This window comes from Lentzea sp. NPDC005914 (assembly GCF_040629405.1).
GTDB lineage: Bacteria > Actinomycetota > Actinomycetes > Mycobacteriales > Pseudonocardiaceae > Lentzea.
The window spans coordinates 64,972-80,173 of the sequence record NZ_JBEXVQ010000036.1 but is presented as its reverse complement, the minus strand read 5'-3'; the positions used below and the strand labels follow the sequence as shown (position 1 = coordinate 80,173).

12 protein-coding genes are annotated in these 15,202 nt (G+C 67.4%); 7 read left to right on the top strand and 5 right to left on the bottom strand.

Going from position 1 to position 15,202, the window contains the following annotated elements; genetic code table 11:
• Window positions 1–28 precede the first annotated feature (28 nt).
• From ABZ345_RS37415 to ABZ345_RS37405, 3 genes are all read right to left on the bottom strand, one after another.
• On the bottom strand, window positions 29–1,261 hold the full coding sequence (locus ABZ345_RS37415; RefSeq protein WP_359859432.1) for an ATP-grasp domain-containing protein: 1,233 nt from the start codon (window positions 1,259–1,261) through the stop codon (window positions 29–31).
• Window positions 1,262–1,359: 98 nt separating this feature from the next.
• Complete coding sequence (locus ABZ345_RS37410) at window positions 1,360–1,977, bottom strand: ScbR family autoregulator-binding transcription factor (protein WP_359859430.1); 618 nt, start codon at window positions 1,975–1,977, stop codon at window positions 1,360–1,362.
• Window positions 1,974–2,384 (bottom strand): nuclear transport factor 2 family protein, encoded by a 411-nt coding sequence (locus ABZ345_RS37405; RefSeq protein ID WP_359859428.1) that lies wholly within the window; start codon window positions 2,382–2,384, stop codon window positions 1,974–1,976. The genes ABZ345_RS37410 and ABZ345_RS37405 overlap by 4 nt, the downstream gene beginning before the upstream one ends.
• 254 nt (window positions 2,385–2,638) lie before the next feature.
• Here ABZ345_RS37405 and ABZ345_RS37400 point away from each other — a divergent pair, with 254 nt between their 5' ends.
• The 4 genes from ABZ345_RS37400 (at window position 2,639) to ABZ345_RS37385 (ending at window position 8,343) form a co-directional block, all read left to right on the top strand.
• Entirely contained in the window at window positions 2,639–2,947 is a 309-nt protein-coding gene (locus tag ABZ345_RS37400) for a helix-turn-helix transcriptional regulator (RefSeq protein ID WP_359859426.1), read from the top strand.
• Between the two features lie 148 nt (window positions 2,948–3,095).
• The gene (locus ABZ345_RS37395) at window positions 3,096–3,614 is read left to right on the top strand and encodes a lamin tail domain-containing protein (RefSeq protein WP_359859425.1); all 519 of its coding nucleotides are present in this window, start codon (window positions 3,096–3,098) and stop codon (window positions 3,612–3,614) included.
• A gap of 148 nt (window positions 3,615–3,762) precedes the next feature.
• Window positions 3,763–4,398: a lamin tail domain-containing protein gene (locus ABZ345_RS37390; RefSeq protein ID WP_359859423.1), complete on the top strand. Its 636-nt coding sequence runs from the start codon at window positions 3,763–3,765 to the stop codon at window positions 4,396–4,398.
• A gap of 195 nt (window positions 4,399–4,593) precedes the next feature.
• A complete protein-coding gene (locus ABZ345_RS37385; RefSeq protein WP_359859421.1) occupies window positions 4,594–8,343 on the top strand; it encodes a S8 family serine peptidase in 3,750 nt (1,249 codons plus the stop codon).
• Here the strand turns inward: ABZ345_RS37385 and ABZ345_RS37380 are convergent.
• On the bottom strand, window positions 8,328–9,332 hold the full coding sequence (locus ABZ345_RS37380; protein WP_359859419.1) for a helix-turn-helix domain-containing protein: 1,005 nt from the start codon (window positions 9,330–9,332) through the stop codon (window positions 8,328–8,330). The genes ABZ345_RS37385 and ABZ345_RS37380 overlap by 16 nt on opposite strands.
• 142 nt (window positions 9,333–9,474) lie before the next feature.
• Here ABZ345_RS37380 and ABZ345_RS37375 point away from each other — a divergent pair, with 142 nt between their 5' ends.
• Genes ABZ345_RS37375 through ABZ345_RS37365 form a run of 3 tightly spaced genes read left to right on the top strand, consistent with a single transcriptional unit; the run spans window position 9,475 to window position 14,689 of the window.
• Complete coding sequence (locus ABZ345_RS37375) at window positions 9,475–10,899, top strand: glycoside hydrolase family 28 protein (protein ID WP_359859418.1); 1,425 nt, start codon at window positions 9,475–9,477, stop codon at window positions 10,897–10,899.
• A gap of 17 nt (window positions 10,900–10,916) precedes the next feature.
• Window positions 10,917–12,314 (top strand): glycoside hydrolase family 28 protein, encoded by a 1,398-nt coding sequence (locus tag ABZ345_RS37370; protein ID WP_359859416.1) that lies wholly within the window; start codon window positions 10,917–10,919, stop codon window positions 12,312–12,314.
• A complete protein-coding gene (locus tag ABZ345_RS37365; RefSeq protein ID WP_359859414.1) occupies window positions 12,311–14,689 on the top strand; it encodes a TIM-barrel domain-containing protein in 2,379 nt (792 codons plus the stop codon). Before ABZ345_RS37370 ends, ABZ345_RS37365 begins: the two co-directional genes overlap by 4 nt.
• Here ABZ345_RS37365 and ABZ345_RS37360 read toward each other — a convergent pair.
• The gene (locus ABZ345_RS37360; protein ID WP_359859412.1) at window positions 14,676–15,134 is read right to left on the bottom strand and encodes a MarR family transcriptional regulator; all 459 of its coding nucleotides are present in this window, start codon (window positions 15,132–15,134) and stop codon (window positions 14,676–14,678) included. The genes ABZ345_RS37365 and ABZ345_RS37360 overlap by 14 nt on opposite strands.
• Window positions 15,135–15,202: the final 68 nt, after the last annotated feature.

Below are 15,202 nucleotides of genomic sequence, written 5' to 3'. Positions count from 1 at the left end.
AATTCCGGCTACCCGGCCAACCTGAAGATCAAACTACGATCAGGCCGGCCTCGATCTCGCGGACCATCGCCTCGTCGCGTTCCAGCAAAGAGATATCGGTCGTGGCCAGCACGACGTAACCGAGCGACGTCCACAGGTCGATGGTGCGCGGCACCCGAGAACCCTCGCGGTACGGCAAAACCGCACGCTGGAAGCTCGGCAGCAGCGATTCCAGCGAGTCGAACCGCACGGCGTTGCCCAGCTCTCCCGCCGCCGGCGAGGACAGGTAGACCGACTTCACGTGCTGATGCTGCGTGTACCGCCACACGTCGGACGAGTCATCCACTCGGTGGCGGACCATTCGGGTGATCTGGCTTTCCTGGGCGCCGATCATCGTCAGCTCCTGCTGCTCGGCACCGGCCAGCCGCGCGCCGATCTCGATCAGGCGGGGGCCGTCGGGCGTGATCATGACCTCGACGTGCGCGGGGCCGTTGCGCACGCCGGTCGCGTCCAGCACCTGGCACACGTACTCGAACAGCACGTCGACCACCGGCTCGTCCGCGGGGACCAGCGTGTTGGACAGGTAGATGCCCAGCCGGTCGCCGCGGCACTCCTTGGCGTAGCGCCACACCGCGGCCAGGCCGTGCCGTCCGTCGATCGAGTAGGTGTCGACCTCGTACTCGGTGCCGAGCGCGAGCTCCTGCACGAGCACGCGGTCGTTGCGCAGGCCGAGCTTGTTGACGCTGCCGAGGATCCGGTCGAACTTGGCCCGCCAGTCGTCACCGAGCTGCGCCACGAACACGTCGTCCGTGCCGCCGCTCTCCTGCGGCTTCAGCACGATCGGCGACTCCGAGAGACCCTCACGACGCAGCCACGCGGCCACCTCGCCGGCGTTGTCGGAGCTGATCTGACGCAGGTGCGGGACGCCGGCCGACCGCAGCGCCACGGCCATCTGCCACTTGTCCCGGCGAGCGGACGAGAGCGACAGCACGTTCGACCGGCCCGGCGCGATCAGCTCGGACAGCGCCTCGGCGGTCTCGACGCCGGTCTCGGTTCCCGGCACCACGGCGATCGGGTCGTGCACGGCGAGCTTCGCGGCCAGCTCGTCGAGGTCGGTCAGGACGTGGACCTCGCGGTAGTTCTCCGGGATCCACGACCTGGCGAGCCCGGCGGGTGGCTCGGGGGTGGTCAGCACCGCGATCGCCTCGACGCCACGCTCGGCGAAGGCGGGCGCGATGCCCTTGCCGGCCGAGTACGGATCCACCACGACGATGCTCGCCACCGTTGCTCCTCCAAGATCGTAAAGACATCTTCCGAACGAGGAGCACAACAGCAGCGGCGTGACCAGGCATTCCTGTCTCGATTGGGTCGAGACGACCGTCACTCGAATCGCAGCTTTTCGCAGACGGAAGGTGTCACCAGACAGCCAGAAGACGCCCGCCATACCCGCGCGAGCCGGGAGCGCAGGTCCGTGCCGCCACTCAGCGCCTGCGCGACGAACTGCAGCCCGAGCAGCTCCGCGACGATCTGCTCGGCCGCGTGCCGCACGTTCACCCCGTCCTTGAGTTCACCGCGTTCCTGGGCGAGCGACAGCAGATCCCGCACGACGGCGATCCACCCGACGACCTGGGCGGCGGCCGCGACGTCGAAGAACACCGCCTCCCGCAACAGCTTCGAGCTCACCCGCACGGTGAGGTCGGAGTCCAGCCTGCGGGCGAACTCGAACGACATCGAGATCAGCGCCTGCGTCGGTGACGGCTCGACGGCGAGCTGGTCGTCGCGCAACCGGTGCCACAGCAGCGACTGCTCCTCGATGATCGCGACGCCGAGCGCCTCCTTGGAGCGGAAGTGGCAGTAGAGAGCGCCTTTCGACACGCCGGCCCGCGCGCACACCTCCGCGAGGCTGGAGCCCGCGAACCCGTCGCGGTCGAACACCTCGGTGGCGGCGCGCAGGAGCTTGGCTCGCGTCTGCGTCGCCCTGTGCCGCAGCGAGCTCATTCCTCGATCCGCGCGGCCCCAGTCGCGACGGCGACGGCCAACGTGTCCGGCATCTGCCAGTACTGCTCGATCTCCCCCAGGTGTATCGAGAGCACCGCGGCGAACCGCACGTGCGCGAGCTCCCCGGTAGCGCTCACCCTCCAGCGCGCCAAGCCGACCACGGCCGCGTCACCTCCGTCGACGATCACCTGGCGCACCGAGAGCTGCTCCAGGTCGAACGTGGCGAACAGGGTCAGGAACTGGGACTCGACCTCGCGGCGGGTACGCGGGCCGGGTCCCCATCGGGCGACGTTCGGATCGGGCGCCTCCCATTCCACGGTCGGTGCGCACAAGCGCGCGATGCCCGGCGCGTCCTGCGCTGCGAGTCGCGACAGGAACACCTGCACCACTTCGACCGTCGAGAGCATTTTAGTCACCTTCTCATCTCGGTCATTGCGGTGGCAACGAACCCACTGGCGATCACACTAGCCAGATGCGCACAATGTGGGCGCGCACACCCCATTGGCCCAGCTCCGTTTCCCCCAAACATCCGATTGGATGATTCCGGCAGTACGCGAACTTTCAACGACCGCCGGTATCACCGCAATGCACGGACCGAACTTCCGCACCGTGCGGCAGGGTGGTTGATGCACCCGACATCACACTGAAACGGAGCAGAACCGTGCTCAAGGCAGCCCATCAAGCCCACGAGCACCAGGACCCGCCGCCGATTACCGCCTTGATTCCACAGGCTCGGCGAGAGCAAGGCCTCACTCAGCGCGAACTTGCGGACCTGTTGTGCGAGATCTCACAAAACGACAGCCTCACCCGTGAAGAAGTGTCGAGATGGGAACGCGGCAAGCGCATTCCCGGCCCCTACTGGCGTGCCTGGATCAGCGCGGTGCTCGACGTGCCGCACGCGGAGGTCGACCGGGCAGCGGTGATCGAACGGGAATGTCGAAGGACCCGGAACGAAGACCACTCCCCCTAGCGGAGTGCGGGCAGGCGGCAGGGGCCTGCCCGCCCGCAGGAGGGCGGCGCCCGGCGGCCGCCGTGGGCGCCGCCCTCCCCACAAGTCCCAGGCCGCATAGGCCTTTGGCCCCCTGTGCGCACCAGCACAGGGGGCCAGACTGCGTGTCGTGACACCCTTCGGAAACAGCGTCGCAACGTTACTGCTACTCACCGGTAGCGCGTTCGGCAGCACACCGGGGGTATCCCCGGTCAAAGTGAACGAGATCGCGCTCGGACCGGCCGGATTCGTCGAACTGCGCAACACGGGCGCCACCACCGCAGACATCGGAGGATGGGCGGTCCAGTCGTGTGTCGGCGGCTCTTCTCGAATCCTCGCAACCATCTCCCCCAACACCGTCCTACCAGCGGGTGAATACTTCGTGATAGTCGGCAGCGCATTCAGCGGAACCGTGCCGAACGGGATCGTGGTGGCCACGGTGGAAGGAACCGGAGTAATCGCCCGGAACCAGCACGGCGCACACACCGACAGCGTCGGGCTGAGCTCCTCCTCACCGTGCCGGGAAGCTCGGCCCGCGACCCTCTGCGTCGATTCCTCACTCGGCCGCGACAGCACCTCGCTAGACACCGACGAGAACGCCGCTGACTTCACCTGCCGGATTCCTTCTCCCGGAGAAATCAATCTCTAGCCAATCGGAGAATGGCCCCTTTCGAGTCCGAACGAATACGAGCAAAGTCAGTCCCGGCGGCAAGACTGGCCGATCCCCCAGGCCAGACAGGCCGTTTGAGATCACTGCGAGAAATACCCCGAATTAACTTCTCGAAGGGACTGGAACAATGCGTCGACTGCTGAGCGGAGCCGCTGCTCTCGCAATCGCGAGCACCATCGCGTTCGCGGGGATGGCGTCCGCGGCCCAGGAGCCCGCGGGCCCCGAGGTCATGGCGCTTCCGGCTGTGCTCATCAACGAGGTCTCGACCATGGGCCCGAACGGGCCGCTCGACGAGGCCATCGAGATCATCAACACCACGGACGAGCAGCTCGACCTCACCAACTGGGTGCTCAAGATCTACAACCAGCAGAACCAGGTCATCCAGACGATCCCGATGGTCGACGTGGTCGGCCAGCCGATCGTGCTGGCGCCCAAGAACAACGTGGGCAGCACGCTCGTGCTGACGGGCGCCGAGTTCTCCGGCACCACGTCCACGCCCCACGTCCTGCCGGTGAACTTCCTCGGCGTGGAGGGAATTCCGGTCTACGGCGGTGTCGCGATCTTCGGCAGCAACGCCCCGACCGCTTTCAAGATCGACGGCGTCGCGTTCTCGGCGAGTGCGGTCACGCCCAAGGAAGGCACCAACGCCGCTCCTGAAACCGCGCAGACCGCGCAGCTGAACGGCTCGAACACGCGCAACATCCTGAGCCAGGACACGAACAACAACCAGCGCGACTTCTCGCTGCAGGAACGCACCTTCTAAGAGATCTACCCGGAGATCTGGACAGAGAGCCACTCGGCGGGTGCACCTCGTGCCCCGGGCCATCGCCCCTCGATGGCCCGGGGCACTTCCGCGTGTGGCGCGAAGTCGCCAACGGCGACTAACCGCCGCCTATCGCTGTTCCGCAAGGAATTCCGGCCCCTCATCCTGCTGTGAACTGATCACAAGGAGGGCGCCGTGATACGACAGGTCCTGGCATCGGCCATTGCCGCGGCAACGCTCGTCGCACCACCCGCGTCCGCAGCAGCACCCCCGCACCCGGCGCAGACGTCCGAGGCGTCGCACCGGATCACGCTGATCACCGGTGACGTCGTGGACTACACCGAACGCTCAGACGGCCGCAAGACCGCGCAGATCCACGCGGCGCCGAGGGACGGCGAGCAACCGGTCTTCCACACCATGACGACGGCAGAAGGTCTGCACGTCTACCCCTCGGACGCGATCGGCTCCGTCACGTCCGGCACCGTCGACCGCACCCTCTTCAACGTCACCGAGCTCGTGCGCACCGGCCAGTCCGACGACCGCACGGCCACTCTCCCGGTTCTCATGACCGGCGGCTTCAGCGCGAGCGCCCACACCAGGATCAGCAGCCTCGACGCTTCCGGCGTCCACGTGGAGAAAGCGAAAGCACGGGACTTCTGGCAGTCCCTCGACATGAGCGTGAAATCCGGGCAGCGGGTGAAGTACGACCGCCCGATCCACGTCGCGCTCGACCAGACGACGAAGCAGATCGGCGCTCCCGAAGCCTGGAAGGCGGGCCTGGACGGCACCGGTGTCACGGTCGCCGTCGTCGACACCGGCATCGACGCGACCCACCCCGACATCGCCTCGAAGATCACCGCGGCGGAGAACTTCTCCGACGAACCCGACGTCGTCGACCGGCACGGCCACGGCACGCACGTCGCCGCGACCATCGCGAGCACCGGCGCGGGTGCCGCCGGCAAGTACAAGGGTGTCGCGCCGGGCGCGAAGCTGGTCATCGCCAAGGTGTTCAACGGCGCGGGCGACGCCGACACCTCCCAGGTGATGGCGGGCATCGAGTGGGCGGCCCGGTCCGGCGCGAAGATCGTCAACCTCAGCCTCGGCGGCGACGTGACGGACGGGAGCGACGACCTCAGCGCGCTGGTCGACAGGCTCTCCTCCGAGACGGGCGCGCTGTTCGTGGTGGCGGCGGGCAACAACGGCCCGGCCGGACGTTCGGTCACCTCTCCCGGTGCCGCCGCCTCCGCGCTCACCGTCGGCGCCGTCGACCGGCAGAACAGGCTGGCGCAGTTCAGCAGCACCGGCCCGCGCGTCGGCGACGCCCTCGTGAAGCCCGAGATCAACGCGCCGGGCGTCGGTGTCGTGGCCGCCCGTGCCGCGGGCACCTCGATGGGCGCTCCTGTCGACGACCTCTACACCGCGGCGTCCGGCACCTCGATGGCCACGCCGCACGTCGCGGGTGCCGCCGCGCTGCTCGCCCAGCAACATCCGGACTGGTCCGCGGAGACGATGAAGAACGCGCTCGTGACCAGCGCCGCCGACGTCGGAATGTCCTGGTACGAACAGGGAGGAGGCCGGCTCGACGTGGCCAGGGCCGTCACGCAGAAGGCCACCGCCACCGCGTCGGCGAGCTTCGGACGCTACGACCGCGGTTCCGGGACAGCCAACAGCGTGCTCACACGAGAACTCAGCTACACCAACAGTTCTGACGCGCCCCTCACCCTCGACCTGGCCGCGACCATGAAGGGCTGGGACGGCAACCCCACCACCGCCTTCCACCTCAGCACGGCACGCCTGACAATTCCGGCCCGCTCGAAGTCCACCTCGACACTCACGCTCGATCCCGAAGCCGGCCCGGCGGGTGTGTACGGCGGCGTCGTCACGGCCACGAGCGCGGGAACCGTCCTGCGCACTCCGGTCAGCGTTTACGAGGCACCGCAGACGTTCCCGGTGTCCGTGCACGTGCGGGACACCGCGGGCAAGGCACCGGCACCGGCGTTCGGGCAACTGATCGACGACACCAACGGCGGTGACGACATCAACGACCCGTTCGACGACATCGTCAGCTATGCCTTCGACGTCGTGAACGGCGAGGGTGTCGCGAACGTTCCGAGCGGCCACTACTCCGCCGTGAGCTGGGCTACCGAGAACACGGCGGGAGTGCGCCGCTGGTCCGCGCTCGCCGCACCGGAGCTGGCCGTCTCGAGCGCCGCCGACGTTTCACTCGACGCGCGGAAGACCGTCCCGATCGAGGTCGTGCCGCCGGGCCCGGCCGAGCAACGGGACCGCACCATCACGATGCGGCGCGTGCTGCCGGCCGCGGGCGAGAAACTGCCGTTGATCGCCGAGACCGCCGCAGTGCTGGGAACGTCGCCGTGGGAGGTCCGTGCGATGCCGGCCGCGGCCGCGAAGCTGGGTGCGATCTCCTTGCAGGACAACGTGACCCTGCAGACCGCCACGGTGACCGCGACCTCGGCGGGACGGATGCTGAGGACCGACGGCGACGTGGCGGTGCTGTCCGCGAAGTGGGCGGGCGACCGGGACCTGACCGTCGGCGGCGACCTCGAGCTGGCGAAGATCAAGCTCGACACCCCGGCGAACATGGTGAAGGCCGCCACCGCCGCCGCGACCGCCGCGGCGCAGAAGGGCAAGAAGGCTTTAGTGTCCTATGTAGACGCTCTGGGCGCACTGCCGCTCACCGGACTCACGAGCACCGCGCTGCCGTCGTTGAGCATCGGCAACGCCGACGGCGAGTTCCTCTCCGGGCAGACCACGCTCAAGCTCAGCATCAGGCAGACGCCCGAATCCGTCTTCAACCTCAGCTACCTCGACGGCAACGGCATTCCCGCGAACCACCGCAAGGTCGTAGATCCGGCCAAGCTCGTCCTGCGCAGGACCTCCTACCACGCGGACAAACCCGGTCTGACCGTGCAGAAGCTGTGGTACCCGTTCCCCACAGGCCTGTGGCAGACCCAGATCATGCGCGGCACCACGTTCACGCCGCCCGCCGCGTGGAACGAGTACATCGGCCCCGGCGACGACCGGATCGTCTGGAAGCGCTCGGTCACGCTGAGCGGCACGGACACCAAGGGACAACGGGCCGCCATGGCCCTGTACCAGGAGAACGTGTTCCGCGAAGGCCAGGCACCGGCCGTCGAACGCTGGTTCGCGGGCCCGATGCACAGCACCGCGATCGACCTGCAGTCCGACCACCCGGCCCGCTATCCGGCGGCCGGTGACGCGTGGCGCCAGCTCTGCTCGGACTGCCGGGCGGGCGACACCTTCGTCCCCGCTCTGCAGTGGACGGACGGCAACCCCGGCCACTACACGAATCCCTACCAGAACAGCAAGTTCTTCACGACGACCAAGGTCAGGCTGTTCCAGGGCGATCGGGAGATCGCCGCGAACCAGGAACCGCTGGCGTTCTACCCGACCTTCCCGCTGTCCCCGGACCAGGCCACCTACCGCCTCGAGAAGATCGAGACCCACGCACCGGGAGCCGTCGCGGGAGCGGTCAACCCGGTCCTGTTCACCCTGGCTCCCCGCACCGACACGACGTGGACGTTCACGTCACGCCGGTCGCTCAACCCGCCACCGCGCGGCTACTCGTGCCACGCGGGTCAGGCGACCTGCCAGTTCCAGCCGCTGATCCAGCTCCGCCACGACCTGCCGCTCGACCTGACGAACTCCGCTCCCGCGGGCAAACCGTTCGTCTACGGCCTGTACGCGTCGAGCAGCGCGCCCGTGACGGTCGTGAAGGTGCAGTGGTCGGCGGACGGCGTGACGTGGCGACCAGCGGCGATCAAGCCGGGCGGCGACCACTGGCAGGTCACGATCGACCAGCCAGGCGGTGAGGTGTGGCTGCGCACCGAGGCCAGGGACGGCGCGGGCAACACGGTCACGCAGACCGTGCAGAAGGCGTTCCGGACTCAGTCCGCCGGCTGATCCGGGCCCTGGGCCGGGGGCAGCAGTGATCCCGCGCCCCGTGCCGCGGCGCGCAGGCCCGCCTGAAAACGGGTCTGCGCGCCCAGTTCGGTCATCAGCCGGTGCAGCCGGCGCTGGAACGTCCGGTAGCTCAGCCCGAGCTGCTTCGCGATGCTGCGATCCGGCAGTCCGGTGGCCAGCAACGCGAGCAGCCGTGCGTCCGAGATCGAGATCTCGGCGCTGCCCGTCACGGCGTCGCCGGTCCGCTCACCGGGCAACGCCAGAGGCACCGCGTCGTCCCACAGCCGGGTGAACAAGGCCCCGAGCGAGTCCAGCAACGCCGACCGGTGCACGATGACCGCGCTCTCCAGCGACGTCTCCGTGCTGTGCAACGGGATCAGCCCCAGGTGCGAGTCGGCCAGGATCATCTTCGTCGGAGCGACCGCCACGACCCGCGCCTCCTCCCCCAGCGACAGCCCCATTTCCAGGTCGGCTCGCAGGTCGTGCAGCTCCAGCGCCTGCCGCTCGTAGATCCCGCGAAACCGCACACCTCGCTGCAGCAGCTCCTCCTCGACGGGATGCAACGAGGAGGGCGCGTTGGCGTAGGGAGGCTTGTCCACGAACCTCACCTCGTGCCGGGCCGTGCGCATGACCTGGTCGACCCGATGGGAGATCGCCTCGGCCCCGTGCACCACCTCGACGAGGTCCGCGGGAGCGCGCACAACGGCCGCGCGTTCGTACCGCACCTGCAGTTCCCCGGCCAGCAACCGCTCCCGCCGCAGATCGTCCTCACGGCGCAGGAAGTACATCGCGAGGGCCACGTCGGGCGCGACGGCCGTGTGCAGCCCGTTGACGTGGTGGACGAAACCGAGATCGGTCAAGGTCCTCAGTGCGGCGCGAACGGCCCGCTCAGCCAGTTCTGTGGCAAGACAAAGCTCCGTCACACCCAGTTGATACGAGTCCACGAGCGTCTCGTAAACCGCCAGTTCCGCCGGCCGCAATCCGAGCACACAAGCCAGTATGCCGACTTCGGGCAGCCGTTGACGCGGGGCCGGAAACAGGTGTAAACCTACCGTTGAAAAGGTTTACAGCATCTTTTCATGCCGCCACGCCGCCGCTGTCGAGTCACTGCATGCGCGCGAAAGGACGGCAATGGAGACCAACCGCCGCGACTTCCTCAAGGTCGCCGGTACCACCGCTGGTGTCACGATGTTGTCGGGCTCGTTCCTCAACGCACCGGTCGCGGCGGCGGAAGAGCACGCGGCGATCCCGATGGCCGACTCGCCGTGGGACCAGGTGCCCGCGATCCTCGCCAAGATCGTCCCGCCCACGTTCCCCAGCGCCAAGTTCGACATCACCTCCTACGGCGCCAAGGGTGACGGCAAGACGAAGAACACCGACGCGTTCAAGAAGGCCATCGAGGCGTGCAACGCGGCGGGCGGCGGTCAGGTCGTCGTGCCCAAGGGCAGCTTCCTCACCGGCGCGATCACCCTGCTGAGCAACGTGAACCTCGTCGTCTCCGAAGGCGCGACCATCAAGTTCTCCATCGATCCCAAGGACTTCCCGCTGGTCTTCACGCGGTGGCAGGGCATCGAGTGCATGAACTTCTCGTCGTTCATCTACGCCCGCAAGGCCGAGAACATCGCGATCACCGGCCCCGGCCTGATCGACGGCCAGGGCCCGTCCGGACCGTGGTTCGACTACGACGGCAAGCGGCAGCCCGACTGGGAGCAGCTGCAGAAGTGGGCCGTGGACAACAAGCCGGTGACCGAGCGCAAGTTCGGCATGGGCCACTACCTCAAGCCGAACATGGTCACGCTCTACGAGTGCAAGAACATCCTCATCGAGGGCGTGCAGCTGCGGAACTCCGCGATGTGGAACGTGCACCCGGTGCTGTGCACCAACGTCACGATCCGCGACATCTTCGTCTACAGCCGCGGCGGCATGGTCGACGGCTGCGACCCCGAGGCCTCGCAGTACGTCCACATCACCGGGTGCCGGTTCGACTGCGGTGACGACGGCATCGCGATCAAGGCCGGCCGCGACATCGACGGCCGCAGGATCGGCGTGGCGAGCGAGAACATCGTCATCGAGAACTGCTCGTTCGAGGGCCGCTGGGGCGCGCTGACGGTCGGCAGCGAGATGTCCGGTGGCGTGCGCAACGTGTTCTTCCAGGACTGCACGGTGAAGAAGGGCTCGTCGTACAAGCCGTTCCACGTGCTGTACATCAAGACGAACAAGCGGCGCGGCGGCACCGTGGAGAACATCCACGCCCGGCGCATCAAGGCGACGGACGTCGACCGCGAGGCGATCATGGTGACGCTGAACTACAGCCTCACCGGCCCCGGCTACGGCCCGATCGTGAACCCCAAGGTGCAGAACATCACGGTCGACGGCTTCACCGTCAACGGGGTCAAGAAGACCGCGGTCACCCTGGACGGCATGTCCGAGTCGCACATCAAGAACGTGGCGATCTCGAACAGCACGTTCACCAACGTCACGACCGCGAAGCCCAGCCTCAAGAACGCTGACGGCACCACGTTCACGAACGTCACCATCAACGGCAAGAAGGTCTGAGGGGAAAACCTGTGTCCTTGTCACGTCGTGATTTCGCGCGTGTGTCCGGCCTGACGGCCGCTGGTCTCCTGCTCCCTGCAGGCGTTGCGGCTGCCGAACCCTCCACCTCCTCTTGGGGCTTCGGCAAAGACCCGTGGCGAGAGGTGCCGCTGATCCTGGCGCGCATCTGCCCACCACGCTTCCGCAGGAGGGACTACGACGTCACCGCGTACGGCGCGAAGGGTGACGGCCTCACCAAGAACACCGAGGCGTTCTCCCGCGCGATCACGGCGTGCCACCGAGCCGGTGGGGGACGTGTGGTCGTTCCCGCGGGCACGTTCCTCACCGGCGGCATCAGGCTTCTGTCCAATGTAGAGCTCCACGTCGGCGAGGGCGCCACGGTCAAGTTCTCCACCGATCCCGACGACTACCTGCCGCTCGTGCTCACCCGCTGGGAGGGCACGCTCTGCTACAACTACCAGCCGTTCATCTACGCCTTCGAGCAGAAGAACATCGCGATCACCGGCAAGGGAACGATCGACGGCGACGCGGTCTCCGGCAAGTGGGCGAGCTGGGGCGCGGGCTCCACGCCGTTGCTGCGCCAGTGGGGCGAGGACGGCGTCCCGGTCGAGGAACGCATCATGGGCCCCGGCAAGAACATGCGGCCGAACATGATCCAGTTCTTCCGCTGCCGGAACCTCCTCGTCGAGGACGTGCTGATCAAGAACCCGGCGATGTGGTCGCTGCACTTCGTGTTCTCGCAGAACATCACCGTGCGGCGGATCGAGGTCTACTCGACGAACTCCCAGGGCGACGGCGTCGACCTCGACTCGTCCTCCTACGCCCACGTGCACGACTCGAAGTTCAACACCAATGACGACTGCGTCGTCATCAAGAGCGGACGGGATGCCGACGGACGGCGGGTCGGCATCCCGTCCTCCCACATCGTGGCGGAGCGCAACAAGTTCTCCGGGCGCTGGGGCGGGATCACGATCGGCAGCGAGATGTCCGGTGGCGTCTCCAAGGTCTTCTGCCGCGACTGCGAGATCAACGCGCCGGACTTCCCCGGCCGCTACCCGATCAAGCACGCGCTCTACATCAAGTGCAACCAGGACCGCGGCGGCGTGATCGACGGGGTTCATCTGCGCAACGTGTTCGGGCAGAACGTCGAGCGCGAGATCCTGTTCGTGTCGATGTACTACCAGAACGGCGGCACGAAGGGCTTCTTCCCGCAGATCAACAACGTGACGGTCGACCGGATGAAGATCACCAACGGCAAGCTCGCGGCGTGCTTCCGCGGCTTCCCGGAGCAGCACATCAAGAACGTGCGGATCACGAACTCGGCGTTCACCGGCATCACCGAGCCGAACCTCATCGAGAACACCGACAACCTGGTGTTCCGCAACACCACGATCAACGGGGTGGTGCCGGCATGAGATACCTGCTGGCACTGTTGCTGGTCGCTGCCGGGCTTTCTGCCGGTTCGCCGATCGCGACGGCCCACCAGGGGCTGTCGTGGAAGGCCGTCAACTCCCCGTTCGCTCTGGATTTCCAGGACGGCAGGCGGACCCTGACCGGGCAGCGCGAGACGTTCTACCGACTCGCGGACGGCACGCAGCACTCGTTGACCAGCGTCGTTGCGCAGAAACGGGTTCCGGGCGGTGTGCGGTACGTCGTGGCGACCACGGAGGCGTCCAGGACCGCCTCCGTGGTCGTGACCCGCACCGAACGCGGGCTGCGGGTGGGCTGGACGCTGGAGCCTTCCGCGGGCGTCGCCCAGGTGTCCGCGAACCTCACCGGGTCGCTGGAGGAGCACTTCCTCGGCGGTGGCGCGCACACGATGTTCGTTGACCTGCAACGACGTGTGCTGCTGAACAAGGCCGTGTTCGTCGGTGCGTCGACGTTCGGCAAGTGCAACAAGAACGGCGCGCCTTCGACGTTCTTCATCTCCAACTCGGGGTACGGCGTCTACGCCGACACCAAGGCGATCGGGCGGACGGCGTTCCCCGGTGCTCTCGCCGACGACCACTGCGCGGACAAGCCCGCGCCCTGTCCGGTGACGTTCGGCGTGCCGGACCGGATCCAGTTGTGCTTCAAGACCTCCCGGCTGGACTACGAGATCTATGCGGGCTCACCGGCACAGGTCAACTCGTCGTACTTCAATCGCGTCGGCATGCCCACCTTGCCGCCCGCGCGGCAGTTCGCGCTGACGAAGTGGCGCGACAAGTACAACCACTCAGACGAGGTCGTCGAGGACGTCACGCAGTTCCAGTCGCGCGGGGTCCCGCTTTCGACTTTGTGGGTCGACAACCCGTGGGAGCAAGGTCCTGAGGGCGCCCGGCCGACGTATGCGTGCATCGGCGCGTTGAAGTTCGACAAGACGATGTACCCGGACGCGCAGGGCACGATCGACTGGATGCGTTCTCGTGGCGTCAACATGGGTGTGTGGGTGGCGCCGTTCCTGAACAAGACCTCTGACGGCAAGGAATGCCCGCACGACTACCCCGCCGGCTCGTTCGCGCAGTCCGACCGCACGAACGTCTGGGACATCGACCTCACGAACCCGGTCGCGCGCGCTCACTACGAGGCGAAGCTCGAATCCGTGTTCCGGATGGGCGTCAACTTCGTCAAGGGCGACCGGGGCGAGGAGCACAATTTCGAGGAGACGACGTTCGCGGGCGGGCCCGGCACGCTGATCCACAACCAGTACCCGTTGCTGTACGCGGAATCCGTGGTGAAGATGCTGCGGAAGGTGCACGGCGACGACTACACGACGTTGTTCCGCGCGGGCGGCGACGGGATGCCGGCGATCCTGCACGGGTTCTGGCAGGCCGACGCGGACATGAGCTTCGACGGTCTGCGCCTCTCGACCCGGCGCGGCATCAACTCGTGGATCTCCGGCCACCCGGTGCAGGGCTCGGACACCGGCGGCTACCGCAACCTCGGTGGCGGGCCGTCGGAGTCGCTTTTCGTGCGGTGGTCGCAGATGTCCGCGGTGTCGCCGGTGTTCCAGGTCGGCAGCTCCGGCCGCAACTCGACGCCGTGGGTGTACGACACGACGACGTTCGACCGGTTCAAGCGCGCCGCGGTGCTGCACTACGAGCTGTTCCCGTACCTGTACGCGCAGGCTGTGCACGCTTCGAAGGACGGCACGCCGATCACGCAGCCGATGGCGTTCCAATACCCTCGGGAAGAAGCCGCTTGGAAGGCTGACCAGCAGTTCATGGTCGGACCGGACCTGCTCGCGGCTCCCGTGACCGCGGACCGCGCCGAAGCCGACGGTGCGGCCGGGAAGCCGACACCGGTCGACGTGTGGCTACCGCAGGGCGAGTGGATCGACCTGTTCTCCGGTGAGCGCGTGACCGGCGGACGGACGATCACGCGGGAGGCCGGGCTCGACGAGTTCCCGCTGTACCTGCGGGCTTCGTCGGCCATGCCGTTCAACTTCCGCACGCCCGACATCTGGTCCGAGGCGTGGGGCGTGAACGACCTCGACCGCAAGGACCGCGCGGGCTGGCTCGTGTCGCCCGGAGCGGACGGCAAGTTCGGCAACCTGCGGGTCCGCTCGTTCGGCGGGCACATGCTCGTGACGCTGCGGGACGCACCCGCGGAGTCGCAGCTGATGCTGCCCGCCGGGGTGAAACAGGTGGTGATCGACGGGAAGGTCCTCAAGGCCTCGACCGTCGACGAACTCCGCCAGAAGACGACGGGCTGGGCGGCTGTCTCCTCAACGCCCGGCACGTTCGGCGGCACGGTGCTGAAGCTCCTACCCCGACATGGCTCCAGCACCGTGCTGCTCACTCTGAGCTGAGGCGCGCCTGGAGGTCGTCCACGAACCGGCTGAGCAGCCGGCCGAACGTCCGCTGGTCCTCGTCCGGCCAGTCGGCGATCGCGCCGGTGAACCACCCGAGGACGGCCTCCAGGTAGCGCCCGGCCGCCGCGGCGCCCTGGTCGGTCAATTCGACCAGGCGCGCCCGCTGGTCGTCCGGATCGGCAACGCGCCGAACGAGATCCGCGCGCTCCAGATCGTGCAGGTGCCTGGTGACGTGCGGGCCGACGACCTGCATCCGCGTGGCGATCTCCCCCACCCGCAGCGGCTCCCCGGCCATGCGCAACGTGATCAGCACGGTGAGGCCGGGACGGTCGATCGCGATCCCCACGTGCTCCATCGCCCGCTCGACGAGCTGGCTCTTGTTGAGCACGGTGCCCAGTTGCATCAGTTGCCGCAGCATCGCGGCGGGGTCCGGACTGCCCACCAATTACCTACCTAACTTAGGTATATGCCTGGTACGGTCGGAGAAGGATACCTAAGTTAGCTAATTGG

Excerpts from the sequence above, each read along its gene's own strand:
- ABZ345_RS37410 (WP_359859430.1), bottom strand. The coding sequence starts at position 1,977 with ATGAGCTCGCTGCGGCACAGGGCGACGCAGACGCGAGCCAAGCTCCTG.
- ABZ345_RS37405 (WP_359859428.1), bottom strand. The coding sequence starts at position 2,384 with ATGCTCTCGACGGTCGAAGTGGTGCAGGTGTTCCTGTCGCGACTCGCA.
- ABZ345_RS37390 (WP_359859423.1), top strand. The coding sequence starts at position 3,763 with ATGCGTCGACTGCTGAGCGGAGCCGCTGCTCTCGCAATCGCGAGCACC.
- ABZ345_RS37375 (WP_359859418.1), top strand. The coding sequence starts at position 9,475 with ATGGAGACCAACCGCCGCGACTTCCTCAAGGTCGCCGGTACCACCGCT.
- ABZ345_RS37365 (WP_359859414.1), top strand. The coding sequence starts at position 12,311 with ATGAGATACCTGCTGGCACTGTTGCTGGTCGCTGCCGGGCTTTCTGCC.